Origin of the sequence: Nocardia puris (genome assembly GCF_036051655.1) — a bacterium.
GTDB lineage: Bacteria > Actinomycetota > Actinomycetes > Mycobacteriales > Mycobacteriaceae > Nocardia > Nocardia puris.
The window spans coordinates 7832155-7847106 of the sequence record NZ_CP107943.1; the positions used below are offsets into that span (position 1 = coordinate 7832155).

Here is a 14952-nt window from a genome sequence, read left to right on the forward strand (position 1 = left end):
CGATCTTCATACCTGAAGGTAGGTTGAGGTCAAGGGTGTGTGCTCAGCCCAGTTGCGCGGCGATGTCGGTGTGCAGCGCCAGCAGTTCGCCGATCGGCACCGGGCGGCGATCGGCCGCCGCGATACCGGCCCGCCCTTCGGCGCTCCACAGCGGCGGCACCACCGACAACCCCTGATCGAGCCGCAGCCGGCCCACCTCCCCGGCCCACCCCGGCCACCGCATGCCCTCGTAGAAATCAGCATGTCCACCGGAGAGCACCCAGGAGAGGAACGCCGAATGGCCGCCGCCGATCGGCTCCCACCGCAAGGTCTCCGGCCCGAAATAGCAGATCTCGCCGGGCTCACCCGGCAACGCGCCCCCGTTGACGGCGAAGCGCCCGCCCAGTGCGTCGACCGCGACGGTCAGCGCACCCGGCGCACCGCCACCGGGCTCCCCCATCCCGTTCGCGGTCGCCAGATCCGGCAGCCCGTCGTAGCCGCCGCCGAGGATGCGCAACCACCCGTGCTCGGCGACGATCCCACCGGTGTGCAGCGCCAGGGCGCCGAGGGTCGACCACGCCGTCACCTGGAGCCGGAACAACACCGACTGGCCCTGCGCCGGCTCGATCGGGAGCACCGTGATCGGGATTGCGGCGGAAGCGATCTCGCTGCGCAGCCCCGGCCACGCCGGATCGTCTACATGAATCAAGTCCTCTACGGGACGTACTGTCGACACCTGCGCCATCCTGCCCGAATCCGGCGCGCCCCGTTCTGCTCATTCTCGGCGGACGTCAAGGCGCTCCAGGTCCACTCCCACGGACCGGCGTCCGGGTTTTCGGGCACAGCCGCTCAGCTTTCGGCGCATTGGGACGCATCGTGGGGCACAGCCCTGGGCGGACTTTCGCCCTTGGACCCTACCGCTCAGCCCTCGGACTCTTCGTCGGCGGGCGCGGGCGTGACCGCCTCCGGTCCTTGCGCCAGCAACCGCACGAACCCTTCCTCATCCAAAATCGGGACACCGAGTTCTTCGGCCTTCGCCGCCTTCGAACCGGGCGCGTCACCGATCACGACGAACGCGGTCTTCTTCGACACCGAACCCGCCGCCTTCCCGCCGCGCATCAGGATCGCCTCTTTGGCGCCGTCGCGTGAAAAGCCTTGCAGGGAGCCGGTTACGACGATGGACAACCCTTCGAGGGTGCGTGCGATGGACTCGTCGCGCTCGTCGCGCATCCGCACACCGGCGGCACGCCACTTCTCCACGATGGCGCGATGCCAGTCGACGGTGAACCACTCGACCACGGCCGCGGCGATGGTGGGGCCGACGCCGTCGGTGGCGGCGAGTTCCTCGGCGGTGGCGGACTCGATGCGCGCCATCTCCCCGAACTCGGCGGCCAGCGCACGCGCCGCGGTGGGGCCGACGTGCCGGATCGACAGGCCGACAAGCACCCGCCACAGCGGGCGGTCCTTGGCCGAATTCAGGTTCTCCAGCAGGCGTTTGCCGTTCGCGGAGAGGCTGCCGTCCTTGTTCACGAACAGCGTGGTGGTGAGCAGGCGCGGCTCGTCGAGGTCGAACAGGTCGCCCTCGTCGGCGATCGCGCCGGACTTCAGCAGGTCGATCGCGGCCTCGTAGCCGAGCGCTTCGATATCGAAGGCGTTGCGGCTGGCGACGTGGAATACGCGCTCGCGCAATTGCGCCGGGCACGCCCGCTGATTCGGGCAGCGGATATCGGCGTCGCCCTCCTTCTCGGGCGCGAGTTCGGTGCCGCACTCGGGACAGTGTGTGGGCATGACGAATTCGCGTTCCGCCCCGGTGCGCGCGTCCACCACCGGACCCAGCACCTCGGGAATCACGTCGCCCGCCTTGCGGATGGTGACGGTGTCGCCGATCAGCACACCCTTGCGCTTGACCTCGGAGGCGTTGTGCAGTGTGGCCATCGCGACCGTCGATCCCGCGATCGACACCGGCTCCATCACCGCGAACGGCGTGACCCGCCCGGTGCGGCCGACATTGACCTGGATGTCGAGCAGCGTGGTGGTGGCCTCCTCCGGCGGGTACTTGTAGGCGATCGCCCAGCGCGGTGCGCGGGAGGTGGCGCCCAGGCGGCGTTGCAGCGCGACCTCGTCGACCTTGATCACCTGGCCGTCGATCTCGTGTTCGATGTCGTGCCGGTGCTCACCCCAGTACTCGACCCGCTCGATCACCGCGTCGATGCCCTGCACCCGCTTTGTGTGCGCCGACACCGGCAACCCCCACGCCGCCAACGCCGAGTACGCCTCGTGCAGCGACGACGGCGTGTAGCCCTCGGTGCGGCCGACGCCGTGACAGATCATGCGCAGCCTGCGCCGCGCGGTGACCGCCGGGTCCTTCTGCCGCAGCGAGCCGGCGGCGGTGTTGCGCGGATTCGCGTACGGCGGTTTGCCTTCCGCGACGATGGACGCGTTGAGGGTTTCGAAATCCTCCAGCCGCATATAGACCTCACCGCGCACCTCGAGCAGCTCGGGCACCGGGAACTCGTCGGTGCCGGTGAGCTCGGTGGGCACGTCCTCGACGGTGCGGGCGTTGAGCGTGACGTCCTCACCCGTGCGGCCGTCGCCGCGCGTGGCGGCGCGCACCAGCTTGCCGCGTTCGTACACCAGGTTCAGCGCGACACCGTCGATCTTCACCTCGCACAGGTAGTGCAGATCGGAACCGGTCTCGGCCTCCACACGCGCCGCCCAGGCGCTCAGCTCGTCGTAGTTGAAGACGTTGTCGAGCGAGAGCATCCGCTCGAGGTGGTCGACAGGCGAGAAATCGGTCGCGAAACCGCCGCCGACCAGCTGGGTCGGCGAATCGGGCGTCAGCAGATCGGGATGCTCCTCCTCCATCGCCTGCAACCGCCGCAGCAGCTCGTCGAACTCGCCGTCGGAGATGACCGGCGCGTCGCGCACGTAGTAGCGGAACTGGTGCTCGCGCACCTCGTCCGCCAACCGCTGCCACGCCACCCGCTGCTCCGCCGTCGCCGGAACCGCCACACTCTCGCTCTCACTCACGAACAGCACATTAGCGCAGGCCACCGACATATTCCGGCACGTCGGCGGGGTGGTGGAAGCGGGTTCGGGAAGCCTCTGCCGGGGGTCCCGAGGGCTCGGATCGCGGCGACCAACCCTCGGCAACTCGTACCACATTCCGGTACCGTCGACCGTGTAGCCGGAGAGGTACAGCGATGACCAGCATGTCTGCCAGCGAAGCACGAGCCAGCCTTTACCCACTCATCGAACGAGTCAATGACGATGCCATCGCCATCCACATCACCAGCCGCAAAGGAAACGCCGTCCTCATCTCCGAGGACGAGTACAACTCCTTGTGCGAAACCCTCTACCTGATGCGTTCTCCGGCCAACGCCGCCCGGCTTGCCCAGGGGGTCGCGCAACTGGAAGCCGGCGATACTGTCGAAGTCGACCTGGATCGCCTCGCGCAGGAACTCGGGTGAAGGTCACGTTCGCGAAGGTCGCATTCGAAGACCTCGCTCACCGGATCTCCACCGACCGCAAACTGGCGCTCCGGATCCTCCGCTTGATCAACGACATAGAACGCGATCCGTTCACCGGGCTCGGGAAGCCCGAGCCGTTGAAAGGTGACAAGTCCGGGTACTGGTCACGCCGCATCAACGACGAACATCGCCTGGTCTACGCCATCTCGGGGGACAACATCCTCATCGCCCAAGCTCGCTACCATTACTGACCGCGTCGGCGACGGTTCGGCCGTGGGCGGACGATACCGGCGTGAGCCTCCCTCCGTGAACCAACAGGCAGCGGTTGTCGCCCGCACCTGCGACGGTGATCAGAAGTCCAACGACTCCGGGTCCTCGGCGAAGGCGCGGGAGACCTCGGTCGCCAGCTCCAATGCTTTTCGCGCCCACCCCAGGGGCGCACCCCCCAACCCGCAAGCCGGCGAAACGAGTACGTCGCGCAGCGCGGAACGGGGGAAGCCGAGGCGGTCGATCAGGCGGACGCCGGGTTCGGCGAGGTCGCGCCAGGTGGGTGAGGTGGTGGGGGCGGTGGTGGGGACGAGTCCGAGGACGAGGCGTTTGCCCGCGTCGAGGGATTCGCCGAGGGCGTCCAGATCGCGGGTGGCGATGGTGGAGAGGTCGAAACCTATTGCGGCGGCCTGACTTCCGCGCAGGAAGTGCACGGGCGGCCGAGCGGCGCAGGTGTGCACCAGCACCGGAACGGATTGCGCTTCGATCACCGAATCGAGAATCGCCAGCGCTTCCGGCGCGGGTACGGCGCGCACGGTGTCGAGCACGCTCACGCCGCGCAATGATCCTTCGAGTACGTCGCCGAGCGAGGGTTCGTCGAGTTGCAGCACCACCCGCGCGTTCAAGCGCTTGGCGACTTCGGCGACGTGCTGGTTCAGTCCTTCGGCCAGGGATTCCGAAAGATCGCGCACCGCACCGGAATCGGTGAGCACGCGGTGCCCGACGGGCAGCTCCGCTTCGGCGGCGAGGGTGAGCGGGCCGGTGGCCTGGAGTTTGATCACGCGGCCGGTCCCCGCGGAACCCGTTGTCTCCCACACCTCTTCGAGGGCGTCGAGATCACCGCGCAGCAGGTCGTGCGCGCGCCGCGACACCGCTCCCGGACGGGCCGCGAGCCGGTAACCGCGTGTGCTGGTATCGAACCGCAGGTCCACGAGCAGCGCCGAGGAGCGGCCTATCATATCGGCGCCGACCCCGCGCGCGGGCAGTTCCGCCAGATGCGCCAAGTCGGTGAGCTCACCGACGACGGTCGCGGCCGCCTCGCGCGCGTCGGTGCCGGGCCAGGACCCGACACCGGTCGCGACACCGCCCCGCAGTACCTCGGAAATCGTGCTCTCCGTTACGGTTTCGCTCACGTCGCCCATTCCACTCCGCTACACCCGGGCCGTCCCGCCTGCTGACGGAAAGACATCGACCAGCCACACCGCTCAGGAAACCGGCGCCAGCTCCCGCGACGTACCGGAGATCGTCCCACTGCCGAGGACCTCGTCGCCCGCCGGATCGGGCCGGTACAGCACCACGGCCTGCCCCTTCGCCACACCGGTCAACGGCTCGCGCAACCGCACCACGAGCCCCGCGCCGGAGGGCTCTGCGACGGCGGGCGCCGTGCCGCCGTGCGCGCGCACCTGCGCCACGCACTCGACGGGCCCGTCCGGCACCTCACCCGAGGTCCAGATCGCCCGGTCGGCGAGCACGGTCCACACGTGCAGATCCTCCACCGAACCCACGCGCACGGTCCCGGACTCGGGATCGATCCCGGTGACGTACCGCGGCTTGCCGTCGGCGGCCGGGCCCGGCAGGCCCAGACCCTTGCGCTGTCCGATGGTGAACCCGTGCACGCCGTCGTGCTTGCCCAGCTCACGGCCGTCGGCGTCCACCACCGCGCCCGGCCGCACGCCGATCTTCGCGCCGAGGAAGGCGCGGGTGTCGCCGGAGGGGATGAAGCAGATGTCGTGACTGTCGGGCTTGTTCGCCACGGCCAGTCCGCGCTCGGCCGCCTCGGCCCGGATGTCGGGCTTCGGCGTGTCCCCCACCGGGAACATCGCGCGGGAGAGCTGGTCGGCGGTGAGCACGGCGAGCACGTAGGACTGGTCCTTGTCGGCGTCGACCGCGCGGCGCAGCACGCCGCCGTCGAGCCGCGCGTAGTGCCCGGTGACGACGGCGTCGAAGCCCAGCGCCACCGCCCGGTCGGCGAGGGCGGAGAACTTGATCTTCTCGTTGCAGCGCAGGCACGGATTCGGCGTCTCACCGGCGGCGTAGGAGGCGACGAAATCGTCGATCACGTCCTCCTTGAACCGGTCCGCGAAATCCCAGACGTAGAACGGGATGCCGAGCACGTCGGCGGCGCGGCGCGCGTCGCCCGCGTCCTCCTTGGAGCAGCAGCCGCGCGAGCCGGTGCGCAGTGTGCCGGGTGTGGCCGACAGCGCCAGGTGCACCCCCACCACGTCGTGTCCGGCGTCGACGGCGCGCGCCGCCGCAACGGCCGAGTCCACACCACCGCTCATCGCCGCGAGAACCCGCATCACACACCACCTTTCGCACCGGCGAGACCCGCCACGCGGGCCCGCTCCACCACCTGGGGCAAGACATCGAGGAGGGCGTCCACGTCGGCGCGGGTCGACGTGTGCCCGAGGGAGAAACGCAGGGAGCCGCGCGCGACGCGGGGCTCGACGCCCATCGCGATCAGCACGTGGCTCGGGCTCGCCACGCCCGCGTTGCAGGCCGAGCCGGTGGAGCATTCGATGCCGGCGGCGTCCAGCAGCATGAGCAGCGAGTCGCCCTCGCAGCCCGGGAACGTGAAATGCGCGTTGCCGGGCAGGCGGCGCTCGTCGACCGGGCCGTTGAACACGGCGTCGGGGATCGTGGCGAGCACGCCGTCCACGAGCGCGTCGCGCAGCGCGGCGAGTTCGGGGGTGCGGATCGGCAGCTCGGCCGCCGTGATCCGCAGCGCGGTGGCCAGGCCGACCGCGGCGGGCGTGTCGGAGGTGCCCGACCGCAGGTCGCGCTCGTGACCGCCGCCGTGCAGCAGCGGCACCACCTCGACCTGCCTGCCGAGCAGTAGCACGCCGGCGCCGTGCGGGCCGCCGACCTTGTGCCCGGCGAAGCTCGCCGCCGACAGGCCGCTGGCGGCGAAGTCGATGGGCAGCTGCGCGGCCGCCTGGATCGCGTCGCTGTGCATCGGCACGCCGAATTCCTGGGCGACCGTGGCGAGTTCGCGGATCGGCTGGATCGCGCCGACCTCGTTATTGGCCCACATGATGGTGACCAGCGCGACCTCGTCGGAGTGCGCGGCCAGCGCCTCGCGCAGGGTGGCGGGCGAAACCATGCCCTCGGCGTCGACCGGCAGCCAGGTCGCGCGCGCGCCCTCGTGCCGCTCGAGCCACTCGATGGCGTCGATCACCGCGTGGTGCTCGACCGAGCTGGCGATGATGCGGGTGCGGCGCGGATCGGCGTCGCGGCGCGCCCAGTAGATGCCCTTGACGGCCAGGTTGTCGCTCTCGGTGCCGCCCGAGGTGAAGATCACCTCCGACGGCCGCGCCCCCAGGCTCTCGGCGATCGACTCGCGCGCCTCTTCCAGCAACCGCCGCGCCGCGCGCCCCGACCCGTGCACCGACGACGCGTTGCCCGGCCGCGTCATGGCAGCCGTCATCGCCTCGACAGCGGCGGGCAGCATCGGTGTGGTGGCCGCGTGATCGAGGTAGACCGTCCTGGGCGCAGCACCGGTGACCGGACCCGAAAAAGCCGACTTCATGACCGACAAAGCCTATACCACCGCTGACCTGGTCATTTTTCGGGTCCACCCCTGCTTTCTACGATTTACCCAGGATTCTCAACACGAGTATCACTAATCGGTATTCCCGCGACTCGCTCGGCGCCTCATCCCTCTGTCCGTGACCAGCTGAGACGTATGCGTCGAATGTCATGGTGTCGTTCTTGCGCGGCATGCATCGCGTCTCATCCGCCAAGCCGTACACGTCAGCGGCGACCCTGTATGGACTCCTGGCACGCCGCAGCGCCCCGCTGCCAATGGGGACGCGAAACGGGGTACCGCATGGCTAGTTTCTTCCGCGTCTGGCCAAGCCACGGCCTAGTTTGCGGCGTTGCACGCCGGGCGGGTGACACCTCCCGGAGGCACGCCAAGGACGGGCAAGCAAGCCCGGCCCCCTCTGACCGCCCACCAATTGTGAGCCGTCCCGCAGTCGAATCCGCCTGACATTCCGCGACGCGAGTCAGCTGGCGACGGACCAGCCACCCGTCGTCGGATCAGACGACGCCGTCTTTGAGTTCGTCGAGGTCTACCTCGTCGTCGAGGTCGATGGTGCGGCGATAGTCGGGGTGGTCTTTATCCATTTTGGCCGCGAGGTGGATGGGCGCCGGGTAGCTGGTGCGGCCATCCCATGAGACGGCGTGGTCGCAGAGCCGTGCGGCGGCGATGGCGTAGCGGATCGGGTCTGTGTCTGCGCCGACGACGACGATCTCGGTGGTTGTGTGGGCATACCAGGTGTGTTGGCCAGCTTCGTTGTCGGCGGTCCAACGGGTGCCGTGCTCTCCCGCCCGGCTGTACCGGCGCCCGCCTGTGAACTGGCGCGGGATGTTGGACAGGATCCATGTGTTCTGGGCTCCGTCGAGCTGGTAGAGACCCTCGGTGGTCTTCTTGATGTGAGGCTCCTTCTGGACGGTTCCTTCCGTCTGTCTCTCGTCTACGCCAACGTGCAACTCGACCGGCCGGGGGAGGTCACGGGAGCCGGAGGTCACGCGAACGATGGCCCGCGGGCGATGACCACTGGAGGGGCTGCACCCTGGGAGCGCAGGCCGGTCGTTGATCCGGCCTGCTGAGTCCGGACGCAGGTCAAGGTTCTTGTTGGCGAGGAGCGGCCACAGCGCGCGGGAGCTGTCTCCAGAAACCAGCAGGACGTAGCCGGTGGCGGTATCGAGGTGGTCTTGGAGTTGGCCGAGTGCGGTGTCAATGCTGTCGACGAGCGAGAGGTCTTGGCGTTTACCTTCGGGCAGCGAGTGCGAGCGAAAGGCAGTGTTGGCGGCGAAGTAGTCCTGCCACCCAGTTGTTCCCCCGCGCGGGTGTCGTTTGGGTTGATATGCCTTGGTGTGCCAGTGGTCGCCCTCGGGGATGAGCGCCACCAGCGACCAGCTCAGGCGCGGTCCCGCCGAAGTCCAACGCGCCCCGCGCTGTTCGCGGATGTGAAGGCCGACGAACGCGACGGGTTCCTTCAAACCGTAGCGGCCGTAGGCCAGCGCTCGGCTGAGTCGAGGATGGATCAGACCAGCGGCTCGGAGCATGTCGGCGACTGCGTTGTGACCCGGATGATCTTTCTTCAGGCTGAGTCCCAGCTTGGTCAGCGGGTCATTCTCCTCACTGGGAGCGGTCTCGTTGTTGCCGGACTCGGTACCGTCGGTGGCGTTCCCGTTGCTCGTCTTCGTCGCCGGTTCGGTGTCTGATTTGGGCGAGGGCTTGGTGGTGATGAACTGGGCAAGTACGTGGTGCTGGGCAAGCATTCGGTTGAGGGGGTGCTTGGCGTCGGTCAGATCAGGGTCGTCCACCGTACTGTCGGGTCGACGGGACTGCTTGCGTTGCGCGGCCCATGCGCGCGCGTCGTACTCGGTCTCGCACAGCGCCACGATCCGTGTGTCGTCGGGTACGTCGAGGTGAGGCACCGCAGCCAAGAGCTCAGCTCGGCCGGAGTGGTCGCCGTGGGCCAGCAATGCGGCGGCCCGGTGGAAGATGATTTCGACGTGGTCGCCGATCAGTGTCGGTTCGTCCTCTGGCATGCCGATGTCGGCGAGGTCGGGGCGGTTGAAGTGGTAGGCCAGCAGGCGCTGGAGCCGGGTCCGGGTGTGCTGGTGGCGGTAGAGGACAAGGATCCGTAGGCGTCGGCAGCCTGATGCTTCGATGATTGTGGGCAGGGCGGATTCGTCGAGCAGGTCGGTGTCCCGGCCCGCTGTCACTTGTCGGCGCGTGCCCTTGGGGAACCTGTGGCCAGCTACGTTGCGGGCGATGATGTTGGGGGTATCCAGGACCGTGGACAGGTGACTGCTGAGTTCACGGATGGTGTGCATGCCGACGCCGCGGCCGATCGGGAAGCGTACGGACTTCGGGACCAGCGCACGCAGTCTGCCGGGTTCGCCGGTCATGTCGCGATCTTCTGGCCGGATCAGGGTCTCGCCACCCAGGCGTGCCCACACTGTGAGGGCGATGTCGCTGGTGCGTTCGATCCGGGTCGCTCGGCCGCGGCCTTCGACGGCGAGCGTGAGCAGTGGATCCTGTGTCGAGCGCTGGGCCAGCCAGGCAGTGCGGGATGAGTTGAGCCAGCGACTGAGCCTGGACACCGAGGGGTCGACGACAACGACCGGGTCGCGCATCCAGGGCAACGTCTTCATCGTTAGTTGCACGCGAAGCGCGGCATAGGACGGGTTGTTCTCGTCGTTCTCCCACTGGCCGGTCCACAGCAGGTCCTTGTCCCAGACCAGCAGGTTTCCCTGGGTGTCGGCCCGCAGGGCGATTTCACGGTCGTCGATCTTCCACGTACGGTCGGCCAGTTGTTGGGCCACTTCCCAGGTGGCCGCGTCGTACACCCAATAGGCCGCATCGGGCTGGTCACCCACCCGCTTGATCTCGTTGCCCAACATGACCTCATCGGGCTCGATGCTGGCGAGGAGTTCCGCCAGTTCGCTGGCGTAGGAAAAACTCATCTCGTCCTCGGGCACCTTGAGCAGAGCCTGTTCCCACAGGACCACGGCGTCGTGGATGTCGCGGCTGTCCAGGCTGCGGCGACTGATCATTTGCCGGGGTGGATTGTTGCGGCTGGTCGGAAACAGGTTGACGCTGGTGCGGCCGATGGCGCGTAGCGCGGTGGCCAGGCCGGCGTAGGGCAAGTTTCCGTGGGAGCCGGTGATGTCGCGGTAGCGATCGAGCAAGTCGCTCCACACGTCGCGGGCTCGTTCTGGGAAGCGGTAGACACGCACCACCCCGTGCAGTTCTGCGGTCAGCGGGTAGGCCAGCAAGTGCAGCTTGTCATCGCCCATGGTCATCGGTTGTCGTCCTCGGAAGTGTGGTCGATCCCGGCGAAGTCGAGCCAGGACACCAGTGTGGAGCCGTAGATGCGGCTCAGTGCACGCTGGCTGGCTGGGGTGAGGTTGTCGTAGTAGAAGCGCAGCAGGCCCGGCAGGTCGCTGCCGAACTTGGCGTCGTGGAAAGCACCGTCGACAAGGTAGAGCTCGACCGGAGTGCCGCCGCGGCGAGCGCGTCCGGCGAGCTGGATTAGGTCGACAAGCATCCCCGCTACGGCTTCGGCTTTGAGCACGCGGCTGAGCCTGCTGAATCTGGGATCGCTGGCCAGGATGTGGTAGAGCCGTGAGAACGCGGCCTGACGTTGCTTGTTCAGTACGGCTGCGGGGCCCGGACCAGGGATGCCGATGTCGAGCGCATGGGAGTTGACGCTGGCGAACATCTCGGCCGAGTCGGTCAGTTGAGTCGGTGGACGCACGCACACCCAGACCGATGCCAGCGCGGAGCGCTGGTCACCGGGTACCAGGATGTTGAGACCACGCGCCACCAAACTCAACGGCGCGATGCAGACCTTGACATTCGGATATTCGCGCGGCAGTGCCTCCAGATCCTCCACCGTCACACGCACTACCCCGGACGGCAACGCCACGGCAGACGAGCGATGGTCTTTCGGCACGACAACGGCAACCCAGCTCGGGTCGCCGATGTGTGAGGCGATCCCGGCACCGAGCAGCGCGGCATGTTTGTAGGAGTTGCCGACCAGCATGCACAGTTCCCGATCGGGCGCGGTCTCGGCAAGCTTGCGTAGGTGCCTGTCCAGGTGCTGGTCCCACAGGGTCTTGCCGAGTTCCCGGATCGCGTCAGGCTTGTGGGACTCGGAGCGGCCACCGATGTGGATGGCCTGAAACTCCTCGTCGAGCGCCTTGCCCGCTCGGGTGGTGAACGCCCCGGGCGCTGCGTCGGTCATGGCGTAGGTGACCTCGGCCTTGATGTGCTCACGGGCGGCGCCGGGGAAAAACGCCGTGGCCGACAAGCCCAAGACGATCCGTTGCACACCCGCGGTGGCCAGGGCCACAGTGCCGCCCAGCTGCGCAATGGTGGTGTGCGGGTCACCGGCGATGGCCTGCACCGACAGCTTGCCCTGCGGGTAGGGGTCGGACACCTTGTCCACGCGGAATCCGAACAGCAGGTACCCGAGCGGGCCGTAGGGGATCGTGGCGTGCTGGACGAAGTTGCCGAGCTTGTCTGCGAGCACGCGTGCCGCGGGAAGCTCAGTGCCTGGTGAGCTGACCGCAAAGGTCAGCCGAGTCAGCGATTGGTGCAGCGCGCCAAGCCATGTCCGCACGAGCAGGGCATTGACCACGGCGCGGCGCAGGTCCTTATCCCGCACTCGTCGGGCCAGCGTGCGGTGCAGGCTGTGCGTGACCTCACGAATCCGGTCCTGGCCGGTGTCGTTGCTGACGACCGAGCGCAGCAGAGTGGCGACCTTGCGCATCTTGCGCGGCGGCGTTCCGCCGTTGACCTCGCGAGTATCTGGGAACAAGGCATTGAACTGCTCGTAGATTTCCGGTGCGATCCCGTCGATATCGTCCTCGACACCGAACAGGGCTTGGAGCAGCATGCGGTCGTTGGCGCCGGGAACATGCCAGCCGGAGCCTGGGCGGTCCAGGTCTGCCTCCAACCAAAGGTCCTGTTCCAGTATGTAGTTGAGGAACTGGTCAGCCAGGAATCGGGTGCGAGACAGGGCTGGAAAAACTTCACGGTCCTCAGCGGGCATCAGCATCGTGCGTTGGGTGTCGAGCTGGGCCAGGGGCAGCTCTTGTCGCCCACCGCTGGCGGCGAGCACCAGTTGCCGGGCACCGGCGTCGAACATGTTGCTCTGCAACAGGTCGATCTCGTCGATGATCAGCACCGGACAGCGACGCATCAAGAACTCCAGCACCGGCATACGGCTGTGGTCGATGCCGTCGACTCGTACAGGTATCGGCACCGTGCCGTGGATCAGGTTGTGGTGGTTGGTAACGATGATGTCGGCCGCGGCGGCATTGTGGAACCCTCGATGTCGCCCGCACGCGCTCAGCATGGGACAGGCGTACCGCTGGTCTGCATCAGACTTGGCCTGCCTACCCTTCTTGTCAGAGCTGGTCTCTTCCTGGTCGGGCTCAGGCAGAGCACGCAGGGAGGTGCAAGGCTCGTCCGGTGCGGCAGGCGGCGGGCCGTCGACGGTGAGGGCGGGCAGAACGCAGCCATAACCCAGCTGGTCGAAGCGATCCCACTCACCGCGTTCGGCCGCCTGAGTGGCCTTTTCCTCCAGCCGCCGCGGAGACACGAGAGCTACACACCGAGCGGGGGTGCCCAGGACGGCGAGGTCGTGCTCGATACTCGTGGTCAGGCGCCGCGCGGTGTTCTCCTCGTCAGCGATCTGCTCGGCGGTGCTAAGGGCGTCGTGGATAGTGCCCACCACGATCGCCACGGGAACGCCCTGCCGTGCCAAATGGACTGCCAGCAACCGGGTCAGCACGCTCTTACCGACTCCGGTCGGCGCGTTGAGCAACCGGATGCCCCCAGCTCGCAGCAGCAACTCGGTCACAGGCAAGTCATCGACGTCGCGCAGCTTGTCGAACAGCTCCTCGATAATGCCGCTCTGCCAGTGTGAGGATCCCGAAACCTGAGCCAGATGGTTTGCCAGTGCCTTGAGCTCGGCCGGGCTGACTTTGACGTCATCCACCTTCCCGGCTGTGTCCAGCACAACGGGGGCGACCGTGGCCCCGTGCACGGTGATCGGCAGCTTGACTGTGGACTCGCCGTGCCAGCCGAAGCGGTACTTGCCGGGTCCGGCCACCGGTAGCGGACGCCGGCCCTGTAGATACTTGGTTTCGGCCTCCTCGAGCAGACGCTGCGCGAGTTCGAGTGGGCGTTGGCCGTGCCGGGCGATCACGTAGGTGACCGCGTTGTCGGGAATCTCGTCGGGCACCTGGTAAGGGCTGTTCTGATCGTGGCGCAGCTTGCGGGCTGCTTCGAGGAACCGCCGGGGCGAGCCGAGCTCGTTGTGGCGGAGTCGCAGGAACTGTCCCACCAGCCGCTGGGTGTCCTCGGGCTGGTCGGGCCAGTCCGACCACAGATCCATCCTGCCCGAGGCGATCAGACCCGCCTGGTCCAGTGGGACGACGGTGCGGCCGTCGGCGCCAGGGAACCCGAAGAACTCCTCAGAGAACGCACATGCGATCTGCGTGGCCAACTGGCGCAGACTGGTCACCGCTGCACCCCCGCGGACCTGTCGACATCGTTCTTCAGGTCGGTCGCCGTCATGACCCGGTAGCCGGTACCGCGCAACATGGCGGCCAGGAGGTCGCGGCTACTGCGTTGGTGGTCCGGAATCACGATGATCAATCCGGGCTCGGCCGGTTCCGTCTCGCGTAGCGCCTCGCCGAGTGCGACTGGGGACGCCCACGCCTTGGCATCAACCCTCCACACCTTCCCCTTCAGTGTGATTCGCAGATCGTAGCGATCTTTGTGAGGCCACATATCAACTTTCGCGCCAGCCGCACGGGCGTGGTCACGCAGGTCGCACTCCAAGATCCCCGGCAGGGTCACATAACGCCAGATCACCCGTGACACCGCGCGCGACTCTGGGGTAGCCGGTCGAGCCTTGACCTCACTCGCGTGTGGGCCTGCGGGTTGAAGGACGGGAGCGCGGTCGGTAGGTCCGTCGGTGTGGCAGGTGTAGGTGATGCCGTTGCGCGCGTGTGCCTCACAACGCACCTCCACAACCGCACCTGCGCCGACCACGCGCATCGGCCAACGGCAAGTCGGACACGCGAACCACCATCCGCGAATCTGGCACCATGCCCATTCCACGATGTGCTCGTAGTGCTCGAACCGTCCCCACATCGCGTCCCAGGTACGGCGCAAATCGCGCAGGTCTCCGGAAGGCTCATCGACAAGCAGCTCGCGGGCTCGGGTGTAGTCCTTCGCGGGCAACCGTCGCAGCACCTCGTAGATGCGCCGCTCCTCCTGTTCCGTGGCGACCTTTGCCCATGGCCAGTGCTCGTCCAACGCCGCTGACGGAACTAGATGCTCGACACACAGGTCGCGGGCCTCGTCACTGAACTGCCCCATCCCGTCGAGCAGCACCAGATCACCGACTCCCCCCGAGTCGACCCCATTGGGTAGCAACTGCCGCAACGGGCGAGAGAGGCCGCTGCGGAACTGCGCCATGGTCGGAGCTTGCCCCACCGGATATATCGAGGCCAGAACCCCCAGGCAACTCATCAACGCACGCCCCTGCCTGCGGGGCGCCAGATCAGGATCTCCAAGGGCAGCGGCAGCCAGGCAGCAGGCAGTGATCGCCTGATCGCGGCGGCGGCGATCAACCTCGGTCACGGTCGAAGACATACCGGGCACCATAGAGACGACCACCGACAATCTCGTCAGCGC

10 protein-coding genes are annotated in these 14952 nt (G+C 67.6%); 2 read left to right on the forward strand and 8 right to left on the reverse strand.

The genetic code is table 11. The annotated features are described in order from the left end of the window. Positions 1-43 precede the first annotated feature (43 nt). On the reverse strand, positions 44-715 hold the full coding sequence (locus OHB21_RS36280; RefSeq protein ID WP_198161762.1) for a DUF2625 family protein: 672 nt from the start codon (positions 713-715) through the stop codon (positions 44-46). A 185-nt stretch (positions 716-900) separates the two neighbouring features. Then, positions 901-3009, reverse strand: a complete 2109-nt coding sequence (gene ligA / locus OHB21_RS36285) for an NAD-dependent DNA ligase LigA (protein WP_407675096.1) — start codon at positions 3007-3009, stop codon at positions 901-903. Between the two features lie 173 nt (positions 3010-3182). Here ligA and OHB21_RS36290 point away from each other — a divergent pair, with 173 nt between their 5' ends. Beyond that, positions 3183-3449 (forward strand): type II toxin-antitoxin system Phd/YefM family antitoxin, encoded by a 267-nt coding sequence (locus OHB21_RS36290; RefSeq protein WP_067510423.1) that lies wholly within the window; start codon positions 3183-3185, stop codon positions 3447-3449. Then, entirely contained in the window at positions 3446-3700 is a 255-nt protein-coding gene (locus tag OHB21_RS36295; protein WP_067510421.1) for a Txe/YoeB family addiction module toxin, read from the forward strand. The genes OHB21_RS36290 and OHB21_RS36295 overlap by 4 nt, the downstream gene beginning before the upstream one ends. Positions 3701-3799: 99 nt before the next feature. Here the strand turns inward: OHB21_RS36295 and OHB21_RS36300 are convergent, their stop codons facing one another. The 6 genes from OHB21_RS36300 to OHB21_RS36325 form a co-directional block, all read right to left on the reverse strand. After that, the gene (locus tag OHB21_RS36300) at positions 3800-4858 is read right to left on the reverse strand and encodes a methionine synthase (RefSeq protein WP_067510419.1); all 1059 of its coding nucleotides are present in this window, start codon (positions 4856-4858) and stop codon (positions 3800-3802) included. Between the two features lie 63 nt (positions 4859-4921). After that, positions 4922-6016, reverse strand: coding sequence for a tRNA 2-thiouridine(34) synthase MnmA (gene mnmA / locus OHB21_RS36305; protein WP_067510417.1), 1095 nt, complete (start codon positions 6014-6016; stop codon positions 4922-4924). Next, positions 6016-7245, reverse strand: a complete 1230-nt coding sequence (locus OHB21_RS36310; protein ID WP_067510415.1) for a cysteine desulfurase family protein — start codon at positions 7243-7245, stop codon at positions 6016-6018. The genes mnmA and OHB21_RS36310 overlap by 1 nt, the downstream gene beginning before the upstream one ends. 512 nt (positions 7246-7757) lie before the next feature. Next, positions 7758-10538: an RNaseH domain-containing protein gene (locus OHB21_RS36315; RefSeq protein ID WP_195126340.1), complete on the reverse strand. Its 2781-nt coding sequence runs from the start codon at positions 10536-10538 to the stop codon at positions 7758-7760. Continuing rightward, the gene (locus OHB21_RS36320) at positions 10535-13771 is read right to left on the reverse strand and encodes an ATP-dependent DNA helicase (protein ID WP_228801678.1); all 3237 of its coding nucleotides are present in this window, start codon (positions 13769-13771) and stop codon (positions 10535-10537) included. The genes OHB21_RS36315 and OHB21_RS36320 overlap by 4 nt, the downstream gene beginning before the upstream one ends. After that, complete coding sequence (locus tag OHB21_RS36325; protein ID WP_198161760.1) at positions 13768-14910, reverse strand: restriction endonuclease-related protein; 1143 nt, start codon at positions 14908-14910, stop codon at positions 13768-13770. Before OHB21_RS36325 ends, OHB21_RS36320 begins: the two co-directional genes overlap by 4 nt. Between the last annotated feature and the right edge of the window lie 42 nt (positions 14911-14952).

Bases quoted from the DNA above. Each gene is read 5' to 3' on its own strand.
- OHB21_RS36290 (WP_067510423.1), top strand. From the start codon at position 3,183: ATGACCAGCATGTCTGCCAGCGAAGCACGAGCCAGCCTTTACCCACTC.
- OHB21_RS36300 (WP_067510419.1), bottom strand. From the start codon at position 4,858: ATGGGCGACGTGAGCGAAACCGTAACGGAGAGCACGATTTCCGAGGTA.
- OHB21_RS36315 (WP_195126340.1), bottom strand. From the start codon at position 10,538: ATGACCATGGGCGATGACAAGCTGCACTTGCTGGCCTACCCGCTGACC.
- OHB21_RS36310 (WP_067510415.1), bottom strand. From the start codon at position 7,245: ATGAAGTCGGCTTTTTCGGGTCCGGTCACCGGTGCTGCGCCCAGGACG.
- mnmA (WP_067510417.1), bottom strand. From the start codon at position 6,016: ATGCGGGTTCTCGCGGCGATGAGCGGTGGTGTGGACTCGGCCGTTGCG.
- OHB21_RS36325 (WP_198161760.1), bottom strand. From the start codon at position 14,910: ATGTCTTCGACCGTGACCGAGGTTGATCGCCGCCGCCGCGATCAGGCG.